Consider the following 21,279-nt stretch of genomic DNA (forward strand, 5'->3'; position numbering starts at 1 on the left):
TGGCGGCCGCCCCTTTGCCGACAAATAAAACAACACAGTGTACCGCCACAGCCGGCGGGGTTCAGACCAAATTTAAGGAACTTTGATGAAACACCCAAAATTCTCCGGTTTTACGCTCATCGAGCTGCTGGTTACGGTGGCGATTATCGGCATTATGGCGGCGATTGCCTTTCCCAGCATGGCGGCGCTGGTAAACAGCACCCGCATCAACAACCGCGCCGAACAGGTGGCAAACCTGATGCGCTTTGCCAAAACCGAAGCGGTGCGGCGCAACATGCCTGTGGTGGTGTGCGGGGTGAAAATCCGCAGCGACGGCCGTCCGCTCAATCTGTGCAGCCCCAACGAACTGGGCAGCGGCATGCTGGCGTTTGCCGATGCCAATCGGGACGGACAATACGGCGTGAATGACGGCGATATTGATTTGCGCACCATCAACATCAACGGCAACAACAAATTCAATATCGACATGAATGTGGCGGTGTTTGACTTAACGGGCAAATCCGTAAGCGGCAAAGACAGCCAAAAAGCCTTCGTGTTCATGCCGGACGGCTCGTTCGGCATCAAAACGGGCAACGGCTTGCACGACACCGAGTTTGCACAATACTATATCCAATTATCGGTTTCGGAAAACGAAAAATACAGCCGCAAAGTGGTGCTCAACCCCGGCGGCAAAGTCTCCATCTGCAATCCGCAAACCAAAGACGAATACGAAAAACCCGCCATCTGCGCCTGAACCCCCATGCCCAACTGAAAAGGAATTTCGATGAAGCCCGTATCCGCCCGCATCCGCGCCCTGCCGCGCCAACAAGGTGCCACGCTGATTGAAGTGATGGTGTCGGTGTTTTTGCTCACTTTCGGGGTGTTGGGGCTGATGGCGGCGCAAATACGCTCCGTGTCCAGCATCAGCGAAGCCGAAAGCCGCAGCACCATTGCCCAAGCTGCCGAAAATTTGGCAGAAGCCATGCAGGCCAATCCGCAAATTGTCAAATCGGGTACGCGTGCGGTACGCAACTACACCCATTATCTGAATGCGGGCAACACTGCCAAAGAGCTGGACTTGAATGCCGACCCCGGACAAATTCCCAATCCTTTGTGGGGAACGTGGGACGCGCCCGCCAAAGAAACCCAAAGCGGCATCACCAAAGAAAACCTTGCCGCTTCGCACATTGCCCTGTTTGAATACATGCTGCGGCAAACCCCCAATGCGCAAACCCTGTCGTATGTGGTTTGTACCGACAACCCCGTACCAAGCGAGCCGACCGTAAACGGTACGACCGTCAATTTCAATTGCAGCAATCGCGGTTCGACCGTGATTAAAGTGGCGTGGACGAACCGTCCTGCCGATGCCAAAAGCCAAACCGAACCCGTGTATTACAGCTATCAGTTGCAATTGGCGGAATAAGCCGCGCACCGTTCAAACCGAAAAGGAATTTTGATGAAAAACCGTATCCGCATTCCCTTCGCGGGAAAAAACAAAGGTTTTACGCTCATTGAGTTTGTCGTTGCCAGCGCGTTGGCACTGATTGTGATTTTGGCGGCGGGCAGTACTTATTTCATTACCCGCAAGCTCAATCAGGGCAGTTTGGAGCGTTTGGACATTCAGCAGAATCTGCGCAATGCGGCGGTACACATCACCCGTGATGCGCGGCTGGCGGGGACGTTCGGCTGCTACAGCTTGGGCAACAGCGCCGTGAATGTGAGCGGCTGGAACGCGCCCGATTTTGCGGCGGCAAACGGCAACCCCAAACACATCGGCATCGATACGGGGCAGGCGGACGGCTTCGGCATTCGTGCGGACGTGTACGAATATGACGGCAGAAACCTGCCCGCTTTGTTTTTCATATACGGGCAGGGCGAAACGGGTTTGCAGCGCATCAATGCACTCAACCCGAAAGCACCCAGTGCCATCAGTCAAATCACCCTTGCCGATAATTCGGCTGCGGGTGCGGAATTGGACGTGCTGCGCCAAACTTTGGGTAAGGGCGGGCCGTTTGTGTTGAGCAGTTGCCGTGATGCCGTTGCTTACAAAGGCATTACCGGCAACGGCAACAATCTGCCTTTGAACGCGGCAGCCGCACCGTTTGCCCAGTCCGACAGTGGCGAGCTGACTTTGAGCAAGCTGTATGCGGCGGCTTATATTTTTGATAAAGACAACAAGCAGTTGCTCCGCAGCGAGCTGGGGCATGACGGCACTTGGCAAAATCCGCAGTTGGTCAGTCGGGGCATCAACGAAATGCACTTCGGCTTCGGCTACACCGATAATTGTCCGGTCGGCTACACCATGCCCGCAGGAACGGCGGGCGGTGCGCCGGCAGGGGGTAGCGGAACGCCCGCCGCCACCGCCGGCGGCGTGGTCAGCCCGCCCGAAACCTTTACCTTCAGCAACCGTTTGAGCGAAACCCGTCTGCCCTCATTGGTGCAAATCCGCCTGAATTACGACGTGGATGCGCCCGCCATCGACAACTCGGGCAAACCTGTGGTGTCTGCCGCCCCCATGACTGCGGACTACATCATCAACGCCACCGTCCGTAGCGGCAACACCTGCGGCAACCGCATGCCGCTTTAATCCCACTTGGAGACACGCACATGAAAACCGCCCGACATCAACAAGGTTTTTCCCTGTTCATCGTCATGATTGTGATGCTGGTGATTGCCCTGCTGGTGGTGGTAACCAGCCAATCCAGCACCACCGAAATGCGCATCAGCGCCAACGAAGCCGACCGCAAATTCGCCCTGTCGATGGCAGAAAGCGGCTTGCGCGATGCCGAATTGAGGATTCAGGACTTTTCCACCGCTGCAGTCGGCACCGTTTCTTTCGACTACAACTGCACGGGCGGCTTGTGCCTGCCTGCCGAACCCATCAACATCGTCGATACCAAGCCCCGATTCACGGTGAACGGCACCGTGCCGAACAACCCGATTGAAGCGTGGAAACGTCCTTCCAGTGCCAACAGCCGCAAAAACCTGCTTGAAGACCCCGCCGCCCGCAACAGCGTGGCAGGACAAGCCCGCAACAGCAACGTGCGCTACATCATCGAATATCTGGGCGAGCGCAAAGACGACAAACTGATTCGCTACCACTTCCGCGTAACCGCCCGTGCCAACGGACAAAACCCCAATACCGCCGTAACCCTTCAAAGCTATGTGGAGATGACCCCGCCATGAACCCGACTGTTTTGCGCCGCCAGAGCGGTTTTTCCCTGATTGAAATGCTGGTTGTGCTGATTATCTTGGGCGTGATTGCCGCGTTTGCCCTGCCCATGTATCAGGACTACCTCGAAAAAGGTCAATTGGCAGATGCCAAAACCGCCGCAGTCAAACTGCGCCAAGAACTCGAAGCGGCGCGTTTGGCACGCCCCCGTGCCTTCCAAACCCGCGCCCAATTCCAAGCCGAATACGACAACGCCAAAAACGCCGCCATTCAGGGCAAAATCAAAAGCCAATACCGCTTCACCGAAACCATCTTGCCCGTAGGCAACAATGCCCGTCCCAACGGCTTCAGCATGGAAATCAAGCCCGTGAAAACAAGCAACAAATACGGCTTGCGCGTTACGCAGGGCGGAGACGTGCTGCGTTGTCCGCACAAAAACGGCAATTTGGCAGACGAAGCCGCTTGCGAACGGTTCTGATAAAGGCAAAATGCCGGCAAAGCCGTTCCGAATACATTCGGAGCGGTTTTTTTGCGCCTGTTGCAATGTTATAGTATAACATATTGAATGAATTAAAGAATTTTACAAGAAAAAGAAAAATTGATAAGATGGTGGTTCACAGCGTTTGTCTTCCATACACATGGCGGACAAAAAACGCAAACACACGTTTTCACACCACCTTCATTTAGGAGAACCTCATGAAAGCAATGGTTTACCACGGCGCAGGCGATATTCGTTTTGAAGAAAAACCCAAGCCGCAAATCATCGACCCCACCGATGCCGTTATCCGCATCACCAAAACCACCATTTGCGGCACCGACTTGGGCATTTGGAAAGGCAAAAACCCCGAAATTGAAACCGTTGCCCGCGAAAAAACCGGCGAATGGAACGGTCGTATTCTCGGACACGAAGGCGTGGGCGTGGTGGAAGCCGTTGGCGATGCGGTGAAAAACGTCAAAGTGGGCGACAAAGTGATTATTTCCTGCGTGAGCAAATGCTGCTCCTGCGACAACTGCAAACAGCAGCTTTACTCCCACTGCCGCAACGGCGGTTGGATTTTGGGCTACATGATTGACGGCACGCAAGCCGAGTTCGTGCGCACGCCTTATGCCGACAACAGCCTGATTAAATTGCCGGAAAACGTGGACGAAGAAGTGGCTTTGCTGCTGTCGGACGCGCTGCCGACCTCCCACGAAATCGGCGTGCAATACGGCGATGTGTCTCCGGGCGACACCGTGTTTATCGCCGGTGCTGGCCCTGTGGGCATGGGCGCGTTGCTGACTTCGCAACTGTACAGCCCCGCTACCATCATCGTGTGCGATATGGACGACAACCGCCTGAAAATGGCAAAAGCAATGGGCGCGACCCACACCATCAACCCCGCTTCGGGCGATGTGGCGAAACAGGTGTTTGACATTGTCGGTGCGGACGGCGTAGACGTGGCAATCGAAGCGGTGGGCGTGCCTGCCACTTGGGACATGTGCCAAAACATTGTGAAAGCGGGCGGTAATTTGGCGGTGGTCGGCGTGCACGGCACTTCGGTGGACTTCAAGCTGGAAAAACTGTGGATTAAAAACCTGAAAATTTCCACAGGCTTGGTGAACACCAACACCACCGAAATGCTGCTCAAAGCGATTTCGTCCAGCCCTGTGGATTACACGCAAATGCTGACACACCACTTTAAATTCAGCGAGCTGGAAAAAGCCTACGATGTGTTCAAACACGCTGCCGAAACTGGCGCAATGAAAGTGGTTTTGACTGCCGAATAATCGCTATGGTTGTTGTGATGGCATAAACAATCGCGGCACTGGTAAAGGTGCCGCGATTTTGTATTGGCTTAGATTGAAAACCACAGCACCGTTGTTCCACTTGTGTGGGAATAACGATGCTGTGGTTTTTGGTTAGGGCGTGTCATCATTTGAATTTTTATACTTAAAAGTCAGTGCAATATAAAAGCTGTCGTCATTCCCGCGCAGGCGGGAATCCACTGTGCAATGCTTGGCAAGCGATGTTTTATCAAGGCTTGTCGTGCTTTGATTTGGATTCCCGCCTACGCGGGAATGACGGTACGGCGTTTTATCGGTCAAATGATGACACGACTTAAGGATTTTGCTCGGGGGTGCCGGACAATTTGGACATCACAAAGAAGAAGCCCAAGGGCGCAATAATCGCCACCGCCCACCAAACCACGCTGCCCGTAATCAAGGCCTGACCGATAAAGCCCGCCTGAATCACATAATACAGCATCGGAATCAAGGTTTTGCGGATAATATCGCCCTCGCGGTTAATCAAGCCCACCGCCGCCGCCGCCGCCACGATATTGTGAACGGAAATCATATTGCCGGCCGCGCCGCCCACCGCTTGCAGGGCAATCACCAGCGAAGCCTGTTCAAAGCCCAAACCGATTTGCTGGGCGGTGGAGAATTGGAAGAAGGAAAACATCATATTGGAAATGGTGTTGGAACCGGCGATAAACGCGCCCAGTGAACCAATCCACGGCGCCACATTCGGCCACATGCCGCTAAACATCTCGGCCGCGCCCGCCGCCAATACTTTCGGCATGGACTGCAATGCGCCCACCGCGCTCATGTCGGCGGACTGCGAGTTGATGAACACCTGCACCATCGGAATGGACAGCATCAGCGCGGGTGCGGCGGCAATCAGGGTTTTGCCCGCGTCCATCCAGCCGCGCCGGAAGTTTTTCATGTCCATTTTGAAAATCGGAATACAGGCAATCGCCGCAATAATCAGCACCGTGCCGGGCGAATACATGCCTTCAAATTTCAAATTGATGCCCGAACCGAGCAGGTTTTGCCAAATAAAGGTGTTCCAGCCGAAAATAATCTGCGAACCTTCCTCGCCCCAGCGCAAAGCAAAATCGGGTTTGGCAACAAAGGCTTTGATGGCGGGAATGGTGCGCGTGATAATCAGCAGCGCAATCACAATCACATACGGCGAAAAGGCGCGGAACACGGAAAAAGTCGGCGCATCGGCATGGTTGTCCTGCTGGGTGATGGAACCCATCCAGTTTTTCTCCCACTGGCTGCGTTCGGGGAAATCAAAGATTTCTTTCGGCATCAGAAAGCCGCGTTTCGCCAACGGCACAACGACCAGCAGCCCGACAAACGCGCCCACGATGGACGGAAATTCCGGCCCGAAAAAGTGCGCGGTCAGAGCGTAAGGCACGGTAAACGCCACCCCTGCAAACAAGGCAAACGGCCAAACTTTCAAACCTTCGGCAAACGAGCGTTTCGCGCCGAAAAAGCGCGTCAGCAGGCCGCACAAAATCAAGGGAATCAGCGTGCCGACAATGCCGTGTACCAAGCCCACGCTCGCGCCCACTTGGTGCAGGTAGGCTTCGGTGGTTTGGAAAGACGAACCGGTCACCAAATCGTTAAACGCGGGATTGTCCAAACCGGTTTTCACGCCCACCAAAATCGGCGTGCCGACCGCGCCGTAGGACACGGGCGTGGACTGAATCACCAGCATGGACATCACCGCGCCCATCGCGGGGAAGCCCAATGCCAGCAGCAGGGGCGCACCCACCGCCGAAGGCGTGCCCCAGCCGGACGAGCCTTCAATCAGGCAGCCGAACAGCCACGCCACAATCACCACCTGCACGCGGCGGTCGGGGGAAATGTCCATAAAGCCTTGACGGATGGAGCGGATGGCGCCGCTTTCTTTCAAGGTGTTGAGCAGCAGAATCGCGCCGAATACGATGTACAGCACGGTAAGCGCGGTAAACACGCCGTTGGCGGCGGCGGCTGCCACCACGTTGGGCGCGGTTTTCCAGACGGTGAGCGCGAGCGCGGCGGTAACGGTGAGCGCAACGGCCATCGCCGCTTTCGCCGACCAGCGCAGCACCACCAGCAATAAAAACACCACCAAAATCGGTGATAGGGCGAGCAGGGTATGCATTTTGGAAAAGCTCCGTTTTGAGGTTTGGATACGGATTTTGCTGACTTTCAGCAACAGCAAAAACCGTTTACTTTACAAAACTTGATATATTCGGTCAATAGTGCGGCAGACACGCGCAACAGGCTATCGCCCAGATTGCCATTTCATAAGCTTTTATTTTGAATTTTAAAAGATTTTCTGCCGTGCGGCACGACCGTCCGCAGAGATAAAATTACTTGATGACAATCATCGGAAAAAATGAAGCCGATTGATGTTAAAATCGCCCGTTTCTCCCTTTCTTTCCAACACAAACCATGAGCCAAAACAACATCATCGGCGATGCCGCTTTCCGCCGCCAATCGCTGCTGGGCAGCAATATTGAAAACACTTATGCAGGCGCGTTATCGTTTATGCGCCGCAATTACAGCCGCGATTTGAACGGCGTGGACGTGGCGGTGTCGGGCGTACCGTTTGATTTGTCTACCACTTTCCGTTCCGGTTCGCGCTTGGGGCCGGCGGCGGTGCGTGCCGCCAGCGTGCAGCTTGCCGAGTTGAAACTGTTTCCTTGGGGCTTTGACCCGTTTGACGATTTGGCGGTGGTGGATTACGGCGACTGCTGGTTTGACGCGCACCGCCCTTGGACGGTACGCGAAAGCATCGTGCAGCACGCCCGCGACATCATTTTGAACAGCCAAGCGAAAATGCTCACGTTCGGCGGCGACCACTACATCACTTACCCGCTTTTGCAGGCACACGCGGAAAAATACGGCAAGCCGTTGAGTTTAATCCATTTTGACGCGCATTGCGACACTTGGCCGGACGATGAAGAAGACAGCCTCAATCACGGCACGATGTTTTACAAAGCGGTAAAAAACGGCTTGATTGACCCGAAAACATCGGTGCAAATCGGTATCCGCACCTGGAACGATGATTTTATGGGCATCAATATGCTGTTTGCGCCGTGGGTGCATGAAAACCGCGCCGAAACGGTGGTGCAGCGCATTTACGAGATTGTCGGCGACCGCCCCGCTTATCTGACCTTTGACATTGACGTGCTTGACCCCGCGTTTGCGCCCGGCACGGGAACGCCCGTTCCCGGCGGTTTGTCATCGCATCAGGCTTTGAGCATTTTGCGGCAGCTCGGCGACATCAATCTGGTGGGCATGGACGTGGTGGAAGTCGCACCCGCCTACGACCACGCCGAAACCACCGCGCTGGCCGCCGCGCACGTTGCCGCCGATATGTTGTGCCTGCTGCGTAACCGCAAGGTGGCGGGCAAGTTGTAAACCGTTAAAACTTCTGTACCGTCATTCCCGCGCAGGCGGGAATCCACTGCACGATGCTTGGCAAACGATGTTTTATCAAGGTTTGTTGCGCTTCGATGTGGATTCCTGCCTGCGTGGGAATGACGGTATTTTTTATTATACTGATTTTTCGGTGGAAAATTTAAATAATGGCATACGCTAGGCGGCAGATTCGATGATGCCGCCGCCCAAGCAGATGTCGCCGTCATACAGGACGGCGGATTGTCCGGGCGTTACCGCCCATTGCGCTTGCTCGAAGTGCAATTCGGCTTGGTCGTTGCCGGTGTGGTGCAGGGTGCAGGGCGCGTCTGCCATGCGGTAACGGGTTTTGCAGGTGTAGCGTCCTTCAGGCGGGGGGCTGCCGAGCGTCCACGTGAGCTTGTGCATGCGCAGGCTGCGGCTGTAGAGCAGGGGGTGGTCGTGTCCTTGTACGACAATCAGTTGGTTTTTGGCAAGGTTTTTGCCGGCGACAAACCATGCTTCGCCCGCGCCGCCGATGCCCAAGCCTTTGCGTTGTCCGAGCGTGTAAAACATCAGCCCGATGTGTTCGCCGACCGTTTTGCCTTCGGGGGTAACCATCGCGCCGTGGCGGGTGGGCAGGTATTGCTGTAGAAATTGGCGGAAGGGGCGTTCGCCGATGAAGCAGATGCCCGTGCTGTCTTTTTTGGCGGCGGTGGGCAGTTTGATGTCGGCGGCGGTGCGGCGCACGTCTGTTTTGAGCATGTCGCCGAGCGGAAACAGGGCGTATCGGAGCTGGTGCGGCTGCAGGCGGTAGAGAAAATAGCTTTGGTCTTTGCTTGTATCGATGCCTTTGAGCAGCAGGTGTTGTCCGTTGCGGACGGTTTTGCGGGCGTAGTGTCCGGTGGCGATGGCGTCTGCGCCGTGTGCGAGGGCGTAGTTGAGAAAGCTTTTGAATTTGATTTCGGCATTGCACAATACGTCGGGATTGGGGGTGCGCCCCGCTTGGTATTCTTCGAGAAAGTACCGGAAGACGCGTTCTTTGTATTCGTCTGCAAAATTGACGATGTCGATGTCGATGCCCAGCAGGTCGGCAACGGCAACGGCATCGAGTGCGTCTTGTTTGATGCTGCAATATTGGTCGTTGTCGTCGTCCTGCCAGTTTTGCATGAACACGCCGTGTACGCGCGCGCCTTGCCGGTGCAGCAGGTGGGCGGCAACGGAGGAATCGACGCCGCCGGAAAGTCCGACAATGATGTGTGGGGAAGACATGGTTATCCTATCGGGTATCGGTTAAAACAAAGGCTTCGGTTTTGTTGCGCGGACGGCGGCCCTGCCACAGGATTTTGCCGGTGGCGGCGGGTGGCGCCGGAGGGCGGTATTGGCTGAGGCGGTAGCGGCAGTCGGGGTCGGGCGAGGCGGGAAAGGGGGCGTATTGCGCCCATGCCAAGGCGGCTTCGGCGGCTTCGGCGGGAATGTGCAGACATTCGCCGGCGGCAAGCGGGGGCAGGGCGGCGTGGATTTTGGCAACGAGCGGGCGGTAGCTTTTTGCCGCGTCCAGCCAAGGCAGAAACAGGGTCATCAGCAATGCCCACACCAGTGTGATGCCCGCCGCCCAGTTGCACACGGCTTGGCGGCCGCGAATGTGGCGGCGGGTAACCGCCCACAGCCACAGGGCGGTGGCGAGCAGGGCGGCGCTAAGGGCTTCGGGGCGCAGTTGGCGCACGTAGTCGGGGCTGAAATAGGCGGCGCGTTCGGCGAGCTTGGCGGGAAAGCCGAAATTCATCGCCAAAAAGCCCAGCCACAAAAACAGTGCCGCCGCGCCGAATGCGGCGATGCCGAACCAGTTCAAATACGCCGCCACGCCGCGTTTGAGCCTGTCCAAGCCCGCCGAGCCGAACACCGCCAAAGGCACAAGCAGCACAATCAAATGCTCTTGGAAACGCTGCGGGTGCAGTAAGATGTACACGCCGAACACGGCAATCCAGCACGCGCACAGGTGTGCGCCCGCATGGGCGCGTCCGCGCAAACGGCTTGCCGCGTGCAGTGCCAACGCCCATGCGGGAAAGGCAAACCACAGCAGGTTTTGCAGATAGTAGCCACCGTGAAAACCGATGTTTGCCCGCGTCAAGCCGCCGAATGCGCCAAACAGGTGCATTTGCCAATATTGTGTGAATGCGGCGGGGTCGGTTTTTGCCAACACCGCCGGTTGCACCGCCAAGCAGGGCAGGGCGCACACCGCCGTGCCCAGTGCCGCCGCCAACAGCCTGCCCGTGCGCCAACACGGCGAACGGCACAACAACAGCATCACCAAAGGCACACACCCCGCCGCCAACCAGCCCGCCGACTGCCCCAACAACACCGTTGCCGCCGCCAGCAGCACGATTGCCGCCGCCGTGTTGCGCCGCAGCACCGCCAAGCCCCACCACGCCGTTGCCGCGCCGGCAAACACCACCGTCATGCCGCTCAAAAAATGCCCCATGCCCAGCAAACCCGCCGAAGCCGTCAGCATCAACACCGTCATGCGTCCGCAATACGCCCCCATCAGCGCCGAAGCCGCCAAACCCGCCGCCGTCAGCCCCCACACCGCAAACGACACGCTTGCCAAACGCGCCGCCGCATACGCATCGAGCCAATGCGGCGACAACAATGCCGTCCACATTTTTGCCGTCCACACATACACGGGCGCAAGCGCAAAATACGGCTCGCCGCGCACGGTCGGCAACCATGCCGTTTGCCCCATATTTTCCTGCACCGCCGCAAAAATGTGCGGCTCGGCGGGATTCCACAAATCGTGTCCAAACACGCCCGGCCACAGCCACGCGCACACCAGCAGCCACAACAGCCACACCGATTCGTGTACGGGCGCGGCGGGGCGGGACGGGGCGGGGTTGGGCAAACGGGTCAGCATGATTCGGGCAAACGGCAGAACAAAACGGCGGTCGGCATTATAGCCGAAAAAATGCCCCGTTCGTGCCGCCATCAAATATAATGGACGCGTGCCAATCTGGGCGCGATTTCCAACCGGAAAGGAATACTGATGAACAAAACCGCCGTTTTGGCAACCGTTACCGCATTGACCGTTTTGTTGTTCGCGCAGCCCGTGCGGGCGTGCAGCGCAATAGACGCTTGGGAAGCATGGTGGGCGGCGGCAGACACCAATCGGGACGGCACGCTCGACCGCCGCGAATGGCAGCGTGCCGCCAAAAATCCCGACACGGCAAACTTCGTCATCACCTTCCGTTTCGGGCGTGCCGCCTTCCGCCGCTTGGACGACAACGGCGACAAGCGTTTGCAACAAAACGAACTGCGTGCCTTGCAAGCGCAGATTGACTATGTGCGCCACCCCTGCACCGACTGGGCGGAAGAACAGCGCAACAGAATCCTGCGCGAACACGACTGATTCGTGGAAATGGCTTTCACACCGTCTTAGGGCGTGTCGTCATTTAAACTTTGATGATGAAAATCAGTGTTATACAAAAATACCGTCATTCCCGAAAATGCGGCAATCCGCATCGAAGCACAACCAACCCCGATACATCGGGCAGTGGCTTCCCGCCTACGCGGGCATGACGGCACAGGGTTTTTTATCATGCTGATTTTTCAAAAATATTGAAATGATGACACGCCGTTGCCCCGAAAATTTCTTATGCCAAACAAACACATTTTACTCGCCATCACCGGCGGCATCGCCGCCTACAAATCCTGCGAACTCGTCCGCCTGTTGAAAAAACAAGGACATACGGTAACGGTCGCCATGTCCCGCGCCGCAATGGAATTCGTGTCCGCGCAAACTTTCCAAGCCCTGAGCGGCAATCCCGTTTTGACCGAAAACGGCGGCGCGGGCAACGGCATGGCGCACATCAACGCCACCCGCAACGCCGATGCGATGCTGATTGCCCCCGCCACCGCCAACACCTTGGCAAAAATCGCGCACGGCATCGCCGACAACCTGATTACCGAACTGGCGGCGGCGCGAACCTGCCCGCTTGCCCTTGCGCCCGCCATGAACGTGCAAATGTGGCGCAACCCCGCCAACCAACGCAATATCCAACAATTACAGGCAGACGGCATCACCGTGTTCCCGCCCGCGCACGGCGAACAGGCTTGCGGCGAAACCGGCGAAGGACGGATGTTGGAAGCGGCGGCGCTGGCGGATTGGCTGCCCGATGTGTGGTCGCCCAAATTATTGGCGGGAAAGACGGTTTTGCTGACGGCGGGCGCGGGTTACGAAGCGATTGACCCCGTGCGCGGCATCACCAATATTTCTTCGGGACAAATGGGCGCAGCGTTGGCGCGGGCGTGCCGGCGGGCGGGTGCGGCGGTGCGGCTGGTGTACGGCAAAATGTCGGTGCCGCTTCCCGCCGGTTTGGCGCGGGCGCAACAGGCATTGAGTGCGCGGGAAATGCTTGATGCGGTAATGGAAAATTTGGACGGCGCGGACGTGTTTGTCGCCGTTGCCGCCGTTGCCGACTACCGCATTGCCAACGCTTCGGCGCAGAAAATCAAAAAATCCGATGCCGCGCCCGTGTTGGCATTGGCGGAAAATCCCGATATTTTGCAAACGGTTGCCGCGCTGCCGAATGCGCCGTTTTGCGTAGGCTTTGCCGCCGAAAGCGAAAACCTGCTCGTCCACGCCCGCGCCAAACGCGTTAAGAAAAACGTGCCGCTTTTGGTGGCGAACCAAGTGTCCGATGCGATGGGAAAAGCCACCAACCGCATTGTTTTGCTGGACGCTTTTACCGAAACCGCGCTGCCCGAAATGGGCAAGGACGATGCGGCGGACACCATTGTGCGGCGCATCGCCGACCTGTTGCCGCAAACCGCGTTATAATCACCTTTTTATCAAAGCAACCGCATGATTGGAGTTTGCCATGCCCCAAGCCCGCCGCCGCGCCTTTTTCGTTTCCGACCGCACCGGCATCACTTCGGAAACACTGGGCGAATCCCTGATTGAACAATTTGACGGACTCAAGCTCAAACGTTCCACCTACCCCTATGTGGACAGCACCGACAAAGCGCACGGCTTGGTGCAAATCATCAACCGTTCCGCCGAAGAAGACGAGCTGCGCCCCATCGTGTTTGCCAGCATCGCCAATCAGGAAGTTGCCGAAATCATTCAAACCGCCAATGCGCTGCACATCGGCTTTTTCGATGTGTTTTTAAACCGTTTGGAAAAAGAATTGGGCATGGAGGCGCGTCATTCGGTACGCAGCCGCGTGCACAATCTGGAGCGTTACGATGCCCGCATGGAAGCGGTGAATTTTTCGCTCAACCACGACGACGGCATGTCGGAAAAAAATCTGGAAGATGCGGACGTGATTTTGATGGGCGTGTCGCGGAGCGGCAAAACGCCGACCTGCCTGTATTTGGCTTTGCAATACGGCATCCGCGCCGCCAATTATCCGCTCACCCCCGATGATTTGGACACCACCGACCTGCCGCGCATGGTGAAAAACCACAAACACAAATTGTTCGGCTTGACCATTCAGCCCGAGCGTTTGCACGACATCCGTCAGGAGCGCCGTCCCGATTCGCGCTATGCCAATCTGAACACCTGCCGCAACGAAGTGGCGGACGCACAGGCGATGTTCCGCCGCCACAACATTCCGTTTACCAACACCACGCACAAATCGGTGGAGGAATTGGCGGTGGCGATTATGCAGGAATGCAAATTGAAACGGCGGTTTTGATGGGCGGGGCAGGGGCGTGTCATCAATTCTTTAAATAAAATAATTATAATAGTGCCGTCATGCCCGCGAATGCGGGAATCCACCGTCCGATGCTTGGCAAGCTGTGTTTTATCAAGGTTTGTCGTGCTTCGAATCGGATTCCCGTCTGCGTGGGCATGACGGTATTTTTTAATATTCTGATTTTATTTGAAAATCTGTCGGGCTATTTTTTCAATTTCGCAAACGCATCTGCCATCGCCGAATTCACCGGCTTTTTGTCGCGGGCTTCGCGGGCGGGACGGCTGCGGTTTTCAGGCTGCCTGAAAGCGCGTTTTTCCGCACCCGCCGCATCGTTCAGGCGCATGGACAGGGCAATGCGTTTGCGCGGCACGTCCACTTCCAGCACCTTCACTTTCACCACATCGCCCGCTTTTACCACTTCGCGCGGGTCGTTGATGCGGCGGTCGGCGAGCGCGGAAATATGCACCAAACCGTCCTGATGCACGCCGATGTCCACAAACGCGCCGAAATTCGCCACATTGGACACCACGCCTTCCAAAATCATGCCTGCCTGCAAATCGCCGATTTCGTTGATGCCTTCGGCAAAAGTGGCGGTTTGAAACGCGCCGCGCGGGTCGCGCCCCGGTTTTTCCAGTTCGGCGAGAATGTCGGTAACGGTGGGCAGACCGAAACGCGCATCAATAAAATCGGCGGCGCGGATTTGGCGCACGCGCTCGCGGTTGCCAATCAGTTCGGCGGCGGTGAGTCCTTGTTTTGCCAGCATTTTGGCAACAACGGGATAGGCTTCGGGGTGGACGGCGGAGGCATCGAGCGGTTCGCTGCCGCCGTTAATCCGCAAAAAGCCCGCCGCCTGTTCAAAGGTTTTCTCGCCCAAACGCGGCACGTTCAGCAGGGTTTTGCGGTCGGGAAACGCGCCGTTGGCATCGCGGTAGGCAACGATGTTTTTGGCAAGGGTTTGGTTTAATCCGGAAATCCGCGCCAAAAGCGGGGCGGAAGCGGTGTTCACGTCTACGCCCACCGCATTCACGCAGTCTTCCACCACCGCGTCCAGCGATTTCGCCAAGCGGCTTTGATTGACATCGTGCTGGTATTGCCCCACGCCGATGGATTTGGGGTCAATTTTCACCAGTTCGGCAAGCGGGTCTTGCAGGCGGCGGGCGATGGACACGGCACCGCGCAGGCTGACGTCCACGTCGGGGAACTCGGCGGCGGCGGTTTCGGAGGCGGAATACACGGACGCGCCCGCTTCGGATACGGTGATTTTGTGCAAACCGTGTTCGGGCAGCCCGCGCAGCAGTTCGGCGGCGAGTTTGTCGGTTTCGCGGCTGGCGGTGCCGTTGCCGATGGCGATGAGTTTGATTCGGTGTTGTTTTACCAAACGGGCAAGGGTGGCGAGCGCGGCGGCTTCGTGGTGCAGATAGACGACTGCGGTGTCCAGCAGTTTGCCGGTGTCGTCCACCGCCGCCACTTTGATGCCGGTGCGGTAGCCGGGGTCGAGTCCGAGTACGGGCAAACGTCCGGCGGGGGCGGCGAGCAGCAAATCTTTCAAATTATTGGCGAATACGGTGATGGCATCGTTGTCCGCCCGTTCTTTCAATGCGGACAGGGCTTCGGTTTCCAGCGACACGAACAGTTTGCCGCGCCACGCCAGCCGCACGGTGTCGCGCAGCCACGCATCGGCGGGACGGTTGCGCTCGGCGATACCAAAATGCGCGGCCACGGCATCGGCGTAGGCATCGGGGGCGTTGGCGGGCGCGTCTTCGTCCTGATAACGCAAAAACACGCGCAACACGCCTTCGTTGCGTCCGCGCAAAACGGCAAGGGCGCGGTGGCCGGGCATGCGGCACAGGGCTTCGCGGTGGTGGAAATAATCGCGGAATTTTTCGCCTTCGCTTTCTTTGCCTTCAATGACTTCGGCGCAGAGTGCGGCTTCGCGCCACAGTTTTTCGCGCAGCGTGCCAACGAGTTCGGCATCTTCGGCAAAGCGTTCGGTGAGAATGGCGCGTGCGCCGTCCAAAGCGGCTTTGCTGTCGGTAATGTGTTCGTTGAGAAAGGCTTCGGCTTCGGTTTCAGGCTGCCTGAACGGTTCGGCAAGCAGCAATTCGGCAAGCGGCTGCAAACCGTGTTCGCGGGCGATTTGCGCTTTGGTGCGGCGTTTGGGTTTGTAGGGCAGATACAGGTCTTCGAGCGCGGTTTTGTTGTCGCAAGCGTCAATGGCAGCTTGCAGCCCGGCGGTGAGTTTGCCTTGTTCGGCAATGCTGTTGAGGACGGTGGTTTTGCGTTCCTGCAATTCGCGTAGGTAGGCGAGGCGGTCGGCGAGCTGGCGCAGTTGGGTGTCGTCCAGCCCGCCGGTGATTTCCTTGCGGTAGCGGGCGATAAAGGGGACGGTGGCGCCTTCGTCCAGCAGCGACACGGCGGCGGCGGTTTGGGCGGGGGTGGCGGAGAGTTCGGCGGCAAGCAGGGCGTTGATGTCCATCGGGGTCTTTCGTAGAGCGCAAAAGGCGCAATCATACCAAAAAACCGCGCCGCGTTGCCCGCCCCGAGCCGGTGCGTTTACCGTGCCGGCGCGGCGTGCGACACGCAGCCGAGCGTTACCGCATTGAGCCTGTCGTTGAATGCCGCTTCGGGGCGCATGATTTGACGGATGATTTTGTCCGGACGTCCGCCCGTTTGCTTGCTGACTGCCCGCGCCTGCTCTTCGGTGGCAAACGGGCCCGACAACACGTCTTTTTCGGGCGGAATGTCGGCATAATAAACCGTCTGCTCGGCAGGGCTGTAGCGGCGCAACGCCTGCTTGATTTTGCTGAAATCGTCCTGAATCACCAAATACGGCGTCTGCCAGCCCAAAAGCTCGTTGCGGCTTTCGGTTTCCACCCGCACCGCCAACATCGACACGGGCATGCCGTGATAAGCCGCCTTGTGCAAAGGCATCAGATAATGCATGTCCGACCAGCCCTCGCCCGTGTCCAACTGCACCTGCACCCCGCCCAAAGCGTGGTCAAACGGCTCGGGCAGCGTGGGGCGGAAACGTGCCGCATCTTTTTCCACACAGGCTTTGTCGATGTCGCCCCTGTCGTCAATGCACGACTCGAACGGAAAATCGAATTTCATCGCCAAATGGTTGATGGCGGAATCCGGACGGCACATCTCGTCTGCCAAAGGCGACCAATCAACGGCGTCTTCGGCGGCTTGGGCAACGGGCGTGCCGGTGTCGGCGGCGGGCGCGGGCGCGCCGTTCCAAACAAAAAACAACGCCGTTACCGCCACCCCGCCCGCAAACGATGCCAAATGCGGATAATACGGACGCACCTTGCGGTGGACGCGCAGCACGGCGGGCTTGGCTTGAACGGCAAGAGCTTGGCATTTTTTTGCCAACGGAGTCAGTTTTTCTTTCAGCTTCATTGTGATGCACCGGAAAGGTTGTCTTGTCCGAGCGCGTTCAAACACCGCGTGTCGCGTTCGGTGAACGCCCGTTCGCCGCCGAGCAAATCCAATTGCTGCGGCGCGTCCAGCTTGGCAAACGAGCGGATTTGTTCCGCACTGAGTTTTTGCAGGGGTTCGTCCCACATGCAGACGCAGTATTGGCGCACCAGCGTGCCGTTCGGGTCTTGCAGCTTGCGCGATTGGAGCTGCTGCTGCCAATGCGGGGCGAAGGGGACGTTTTTGATGCAGCTTTCGATGATGGCGGTTTTGGCGCGGGGTTTGCTCATGCCGCACTGTCCGAGCAAAAACAATCCGGCAAACAGCAGGGCAATCACGCGCAGCCAATTGACCAAGGCGCGGTGTTTGCGCGGCTTGGCGGGCGGCGGGGGCGGCTCGTGCGGGGCGGGGTGTTCGGTCATGCGCTCATTCCGTCAGAACAAAATCGCAGGCATCTTACACATTGCGCGGGCAATTGTACAGATTCGCGCTTTGCCGCGCCCCGCGCCGTTCAGTTTTTGACAAACAGATAGCCCAAGCCGCGCACGGTTTGAATCAGCGAGGGGTCGCCGAGCTTGTGGCGGATGCTGGAAATATGCACGTCGATGCTGCGGTCGAATTTTGCCAATTTGCGGTCGAGTGCTTCCAGCGAAAGGGTTTCTTTGCTGACGACTTGTCCGGCATGGCGCATCAGGGCTTCGAGCAGGTTGAATTCGGTGCTGGTCAGCTCGAGCGGGGTGTCGCCGATGGCGGCTTGGCGTTTGGCGGGATACAGGGTAACGTTGCTCACCGACAGGCTGTTGCCGCCGTTGCCGCTTTCGCCGCTTTGTTGGGCGCGGCGCAAAATGGCATTGATGCGGGCGAGCAGCTCGCGGGGGGTGCAGGGCTTGGGAACGTAGTCGTCCGCACCCATTTCCAAGCCGATGATGCGGTCGATGTCGTCGCCTTTGGCGGTGAGCATGATGATGGGGATTTTGCTTTGGGCGCGGACGGTTTTGAGTACGTCCAAGCCGCTCATTTTGGGCATCATGGAATCGAGAATGACCACATCGTAGCCGTTGCCGCCGAGAATTTCTTTTACCCCGCTTTCGCCATCGGGCATGCGGTTTACTTCGAGTCCTTCGGCGCTTAAGTATTCGGCAAGCAGTTCGGTCAGGGTGTCGTCGTCATCGACCAGTAATACGCGGCTCATAGTTCATTCCTTCGTCAGACGGGTTCATCGGGGTTCAAAATCCGCTTATCTTAACAGTTATGCGGTGCGATTCCTAGCGCGGGGTGGGGCGGCTTTGCGTGTTTTTGCAATAGGCAGTTTGTTTTAACAATCTTTCCTGCGCGGGCGGGAATCCGGCAACACATGCCAACCAATCGGCGTGCGGCAGACTCCCGCCTGTGCGGGCATGGCGGAGGTTTTTTTATTCAACTGATTTTATGCATAAAAATTTGCATGATGACACGCGCTAAAGTTCGATGCCTTTTAACTTGGCAACGGTATTGATGTCCTTGTCGCCGCGCCCCGACAGATTCACCAACACTGCTTGGTTTTTGTCCATTTTCGGCGCGTGTGCCACCGCCCACGCCAGTGCGTGCGAACTTTCCAGCGCGGGAATAATTCCCTCATATTGGCACAATAAATCAAATGCTTCCAGCGCGGCATCGTCGTTGGCGGCGGTGTATTCCACGCGCCCGATGTCGTGCAGATGACCGTGTTCCGGCCCGATGCCCGGATAGTCCAAACCGGCGGAAACCGAATGCGTGCCAAGCACTTGCCCGTGCGCGTCCTGCATCAGATAGCTGCGGAAGCCGTGCAACACGCCAAGCGGCGCACCGGAGCTGATGGGCGCGGCGTGGTCGGCGGTGTGCGTGCCGCGCCCGCCCGCTTCCACGCCGACCAAACGCACGTTTTGTTCTTGAATATACGGGTAAAACAATCCGATGGCATTGGAACCGCCGCCCACACACGCCACGGCAACGTCAGGCTGCCTGCCGATGGCGGCGAGCATTTGCTCTTTGGCTTCGTTGCCGATAACACATTGAAAATCCCGCACCATTTCCGGATAAGGCGCGGGGCCGGCCGCCGTGCCGATGATGTAAAAGGTGTCGTCCACGCGGGCGACCCATTCGCGCATGGCTTCGTTCATCGCGTCTTTGAGGGTGCGGCTGCCGCTTGCCACGCTGACCACATTCGCGCCGAGCAGCTTCATGCGGAACACGTTGGGGGCTTGGCGTTGAATGTCGTCCGCGCCCATATACACATGGCATTCCATGCCGAAACGGGCGGCAACGGTGGCGGTGGCGACGCCGTGCTGTCCCGCGCCGGTTTCGGCGATGACGCGTTTTTTGCCCATGCGTTGCGCGAGCAGGGCTTGACCGATGGTGTTATTGACTTTGTGTGCGCCGGTGTGGTTCAAGTCTTCGCGTTTGAGCCAGATTTGTGCGCCGCCCAAGTGCGCCGACAAACGCGCGGCGTGGTAAACGGGGCTGGGACGACCGACATAGTGCGCCAAATCGCGGCGGAACGCCGCCCAAAATTCGGGGTCGTTTTTGGCGGCGCGGTAGGCGACGGACACGGCTTCCAGCGCGGGAATCAGGGTTTCGGCGGCGAACGTGCCGCCGTGTTGCCCGAAAAAGCCGAGCGGGTCGGGGGCGGAGTAGTGCATTGCATTTCCTTTGGAAAAAATAAGAAACAGGCTGTCGCGTGCGGACAACCTGTTGTTTTTCATATAAACGGCGGCATCAAGGCGTGCGCCGTCCGCAATCAGTTTTTATCGGTGTCCACCAGCTTGTTTTTGGCAATCCACGGCATCATCGCGCGAAGCTGTGCGCCCACTTTTTCGATTTGGTGGTCGGCGTTCAAACGGCGGCGGGCGGTCATGCTCGCGTAGTTGGTCGCGCCTTCGGTGATGAACATTTTGGCGTATTCGCCGCTTTGAATGCGGTACAAGGCCTTTTTCATTGCCTCTTTGGTTTGCGGCGTGATGACTTCGGGGCCGGTAACGTATTCGCCGAACTCGGCATTGTTGGAAATGGAGTAGTTCATATTGGCGATGCCGCCTTCGTACATCAAATCCACAATCAGTTTCAGCTCGTGCAGACACTCAAAATACGCCATTTCGGGCGCATAACCGGCTTCCACCAGCGTTTCAAAACCGGCTTTCACCAATTCCACCGCGCCGCCGCACAACACCGCTTGTTCGCCGAACAAATCGGTTTCGGTTTCTTCACGGAAATTGGTTTCAATCACGCCGCCTTTGGTGCCGCCGTTGGCCGCCGCGTAGGAAAGCGCGATGTCGCGGGCTTTGCCGCTTTGGTCTTGGTAAACCGCAATCAGCGAAGGCACGCCGCCGCCTTTCAAAAACTCGCTGCGTACGGTGTGACCGGGCCCTTTCGGGGCAACCATAATCACATCAACATCTTGTTTCGGCACGATTTGGTTGTAATGCACATTGAAGCCGTGCGCGAATGCCAACACCGCGCCCGCTTTCAAATTGTCGTGGATTTCCGCTTTGTACACGGCGGGGGCGGTTTCATCGGGCAGCAAAATCATCACCACATCGGCGGCTTTGGCGGCATCGGCGACGCTGCGCACGTCAAAACCGGCGGCTTGGGCTTTGTTCCAAGACGCGCCCTGACGCAAACCGACAATCACGTTTACGCCCGAATCTTTCAAATTGGCGGCGTGGGCATGACCTTGCGAACCGTAGCCGATGATGGCAACGGTTTTGCCTTGAATCAGCGACAAATCGGCGTCTTTATCGTAGTAAACTTGCATGTTTTTTCCTTGAAAACAAAAGGGTGGGGCGGATAACGAAACCGAAGAAACCGGCGCGGCGGATGGCGGCGCGGACATTCGGGCGCGGG

The 21,279-nt window shown here is 57.6% G+C and carries 19 protein-coding genes; 10 read left to right on the top strand and 9 right to left on the bottom strand.

The window, feature by feature from the left end:
• Positions 1 to 85 precede the first annotated feature (85 nt).
• The 6 genes from G392_RS11735 (at position 86) to G392_RS0101195 (ending at position 4,918) form a co-directional block, all read left to right on the top strand.
• Positions 86 to 733, top strand: coding sequence for a GspH/FimT family pseudopilin (locus tag G392_RS11735; RefSeq protein WP_051255499.1), 648 nt, complete (start codon positions 86 to 88; stop codon positions 731 to 733).
• A 30-nt stretch (positions 734 to 763) separates the two neighbouring features.
• Complete coding sequence (pilV, locus tag G392_RS11740; RefSeq protein WP_051255500.1) at positions 764 to 1,402, top strand: type IV pilus modification protein PilV; 639 nt, start codon at positions 764 to 766, stop codon at positions 1,400 to 1,402.
• A 33-nt stretch (positions 1,403 to 1,435) separates the two neighbouring features.
• Positions 1,436 to 2,566, top strand: a complete 1,131-nt coding sequence (locus G392_RS0101180; protein WP_027008741.1) for a PilW family protein — start codon at positions 1,436 to 1,438, stop codon at positions 2,564 to 2,566.
• A 20-nt stretch (positions 2,567 to 2,586) separates the two neighbouring features.
• Complete coding sequence (locus G392_RS0101185) at positions 2,587 to 3,165, top strand: pilus assembly PilX family protein (protein WP_027008742.1); 579 nt, start codon at positions 2,587 to 2,589, stop codon at positions 3,163 to 3,165.
• Positions 3,162 to 3,629, top strand: coding sequence for a type IV pilin protein (locus G392_RS11745; RefSeq protein WP_034334123.1), 468 nt, complete (start codon positions 3,162 to 3,164; stop codon positions 3,627 to 3,629). The genes G392_RS0101185 and G392_RS11745 overlap by 4 nt, the downstream gene beginning before the upstream one ends.
• Positions 3,630 to 3,847: 218 nt before the next feature.
• The gene (locus tag G392_RS0101195) at positions 3,848 to 4,918 is read left to right on the top strand and encodes a zinc-dependent alcohol dehydrogenase family protein (RefSeq protein ID WP_027008743.1); all 1,071 of its coding nucleotides are present in this window, start codon (positions 3,848 to 3,850) and stop codon (positions 4,916 to 4,918) included.
• Between the two features lie 331 nt (positions 4,919 to 5,249).
• Here the strand turns inward: G392_RS0101195 and G392_RS0101200 are convergent, their stop codons facing one another.
• Positions 5,250 to 7,067, bottom strand: coding sequence for an L-lactate permease (locus G392_RS0101200; protein ID WP_027008744.1), 1,818 nt, complete (start codon positions 7,065 to 7,067; stop codon positions 5,250 to 5,252).
• A gap of 293 nt (positions 7,068 to 7,360) precedes the next feature.
• Here G392_RS0101200 and speB point away from each other — a divergent pair, with 293 nt between their 5' ends.
• Positions 7,361 to 8,332 (top strand): agmatinase, encoded by a 972-nt coding sequence (speB, locus tag G392_RS0101205; RefSeq protein WP_027008745.1) that lies wholly within the window; start codon positions 7,361 to 7,363, stop codon positions 8,330 to 8,332.
• A 177-nt stretch (positions 8,333 to 8,509) separates the two neighbouring features.
• On the opposite strand, the gene mnmA is transcribed toward speB, so the two are convergent.
• Together mnmA and G392_RS0101215 are read right to left on the bottom strand one after the other, a co-directional pair.
• Entirely contained in the window at positions 8,510 to 9,580 is a 1,071-nt protein-coding gene (gene mnmA, locus G392_RS0101210) for a tRNA 2-thiouridine(34) synthase MnmA (RefSeq protein WP_027008746.1), read from the bottom strand.
• Between the two features lie 7 nt (positions 9,581 to 9,587).
• Positions 9,588 to 11,291, bottom strand: coding sequence for an ArnT family glycosyltransferase (locus G392_RS0101215; RefSeq protein ID WP_245571900.1), 1,704 nt, complete (start codon positions 11,289 to 11,291; stop codon positions 9,588 to 9,590).
• A 57-nt stretch (positions 11,292 to 11,348) separates the two neighbouring features.
• Here G392_RS0101215 and G392_RS11750 point away from each other — a divergent pair, with 57 nt between their 5' ends.
• The 3 genes from G392_RS11750 to ppsR all read left to right on the top strand — a co-directional run bounded on the left by G392_RS11750 (position 11,349) and on the right by ppsR (position 14,001).
• Positions 11,349 to 11,711, top strand: a complete 363-nt coding sequence (locus G392_RS11750) for an EF-hand domain-containing protein (protein ID WP_034334125.1) — start codon at positions 11,349 to 11,351, stop codon at positions 11,709 to 11,711.
• A 246-nt stretch (positions 11,712 to 11,957) separates the two neighbouring features.
• Positions 11,958 to 13,142: a bifunctional phosphopantothenoylcysteine decarboxylase/phosphopantothenate--cysteine ligase CoaBC gene (gene coaBC / locus G392_RS0101225; RefSeq protein WP_027008748.1), complete on the top strand. Its 1,185-nt coding sequence runs from the start codon at positions 11,958 to 11,960 to the stop codon at positions 13,140 to 13,142.
• A gap of 40 nt (positions 13,143 to 13,182) precedes the next feature.
• Positions 13,183 to 14,001 carry a posphoenolpyruvate synthetase regulatory kinase/phosphorylase PpsR gene (gene ppsR / locus G392_RS0101230; RefSeq protein WP_027008749.1) on the top strand — a complete coding sequence of 273 codons (819 nt, stop codon included), beginning with the start codon at positions 13,183 to 13,185 and terminating at the stop codon, positions 13,999 to 14,001.
• Between the two features lie 202 nt (positions 14,002 to 14,203).
• Here ppsR and G392_RS0101235 read toward each other — a convergent pair whose 3' ends face one another.
• The 6 genes from G392_RS0101235 to ilvC all read right to left on the bottom strand — a co-directional run bounded on the left by G392_RS0101235 (position 14,204) and on the right by ilvC (position 21,190).
• On the bottom strand, positions 14,204 to 16,477 hold the full coding sequence (locus G392_RS0101235; RefSeq protein WP_027008750.1) for a Tex family protein: 2,274 nt from the start codon (positions 16,475 to 16,477) through the stop codon (positions 14,204 to 14,206).
• Positions 16,478 to 16,554: 77 nt separating this feature from the next.
• Positions 16,555 to 17,403: a hypothetical protein gene (locus tag G392_RS0101240; protein WP_027008751.1), complete on the bottom strand. Its 849-nt coding sequence runs from the start codon at positions 17,401 to 17,403 to the stop codon at positions 16,555 to 16,557.
• Complete coding sequence (locus G392_RS0101245; RefSeq protein WP_027008752.1) at positions 17,400 to 17,843, bottom strand: hypothetical protein; 444 nt, start codon at positions 17,841 to 17,843, stop codon at positions 17,400 to 17,402. Before G392_RS0101245 ends, G392_RS0101240 begins: the two co-directional genes overlap by 4 nt.
• A gap of 89 nt (positions 17,844 to 17,932) precedes the next feature.
• Entirely contained in the window at positions 17,933 to 18,613 is a 681-nt protein-coding gene (locus tag G392_RS0101250; RefSeq protein ID WP_027008753.1) for a response regulator transcription factor, read from the bottom strand.
• A gap of 265 nt (positions 18,614 to 18,878) precedes the next feature.
• Entirely contained in the window at positions 18,879 to 20,078 is a 1,200-nt protein-coding gene (trpB, locus tag G392_RS0101255; RefSeq protein WP_027008754.1) for a tryptophan synthase subunit beta, read from the bottom strand.
• Between the two features lie 98 nt (positions 20,079 to 20,176).
• The gene (gene ilvC, locus G392_RS0101260) at positions 20,177 to 21,190 is read right to left on the bottom strand and encodes a ketol-acid reductoisomerase (RefSeq protein ID WP_027008755.1); all 1,014 of its coding nucleotides are present in this window, start codon (positions 21,188 to 21,190) and stop codon (positions 20,177 to 20,179) included.
• Between the last annotated feature and the right edge of the window lie 89 nt (positions 21,191 to 21,279).

Origin of the sequence: Conchiformibius kuhniae DSM 17694 (genome assembly GCF_000428785.1) — a bacterium.
Taxonomy (GTDB): Bacteria; Pseudomonadota; Gammaproteobacteria; order Burkholderiales; family Neisseriaceae; genus Conchiformibius; species Conchiformibius kuhniae.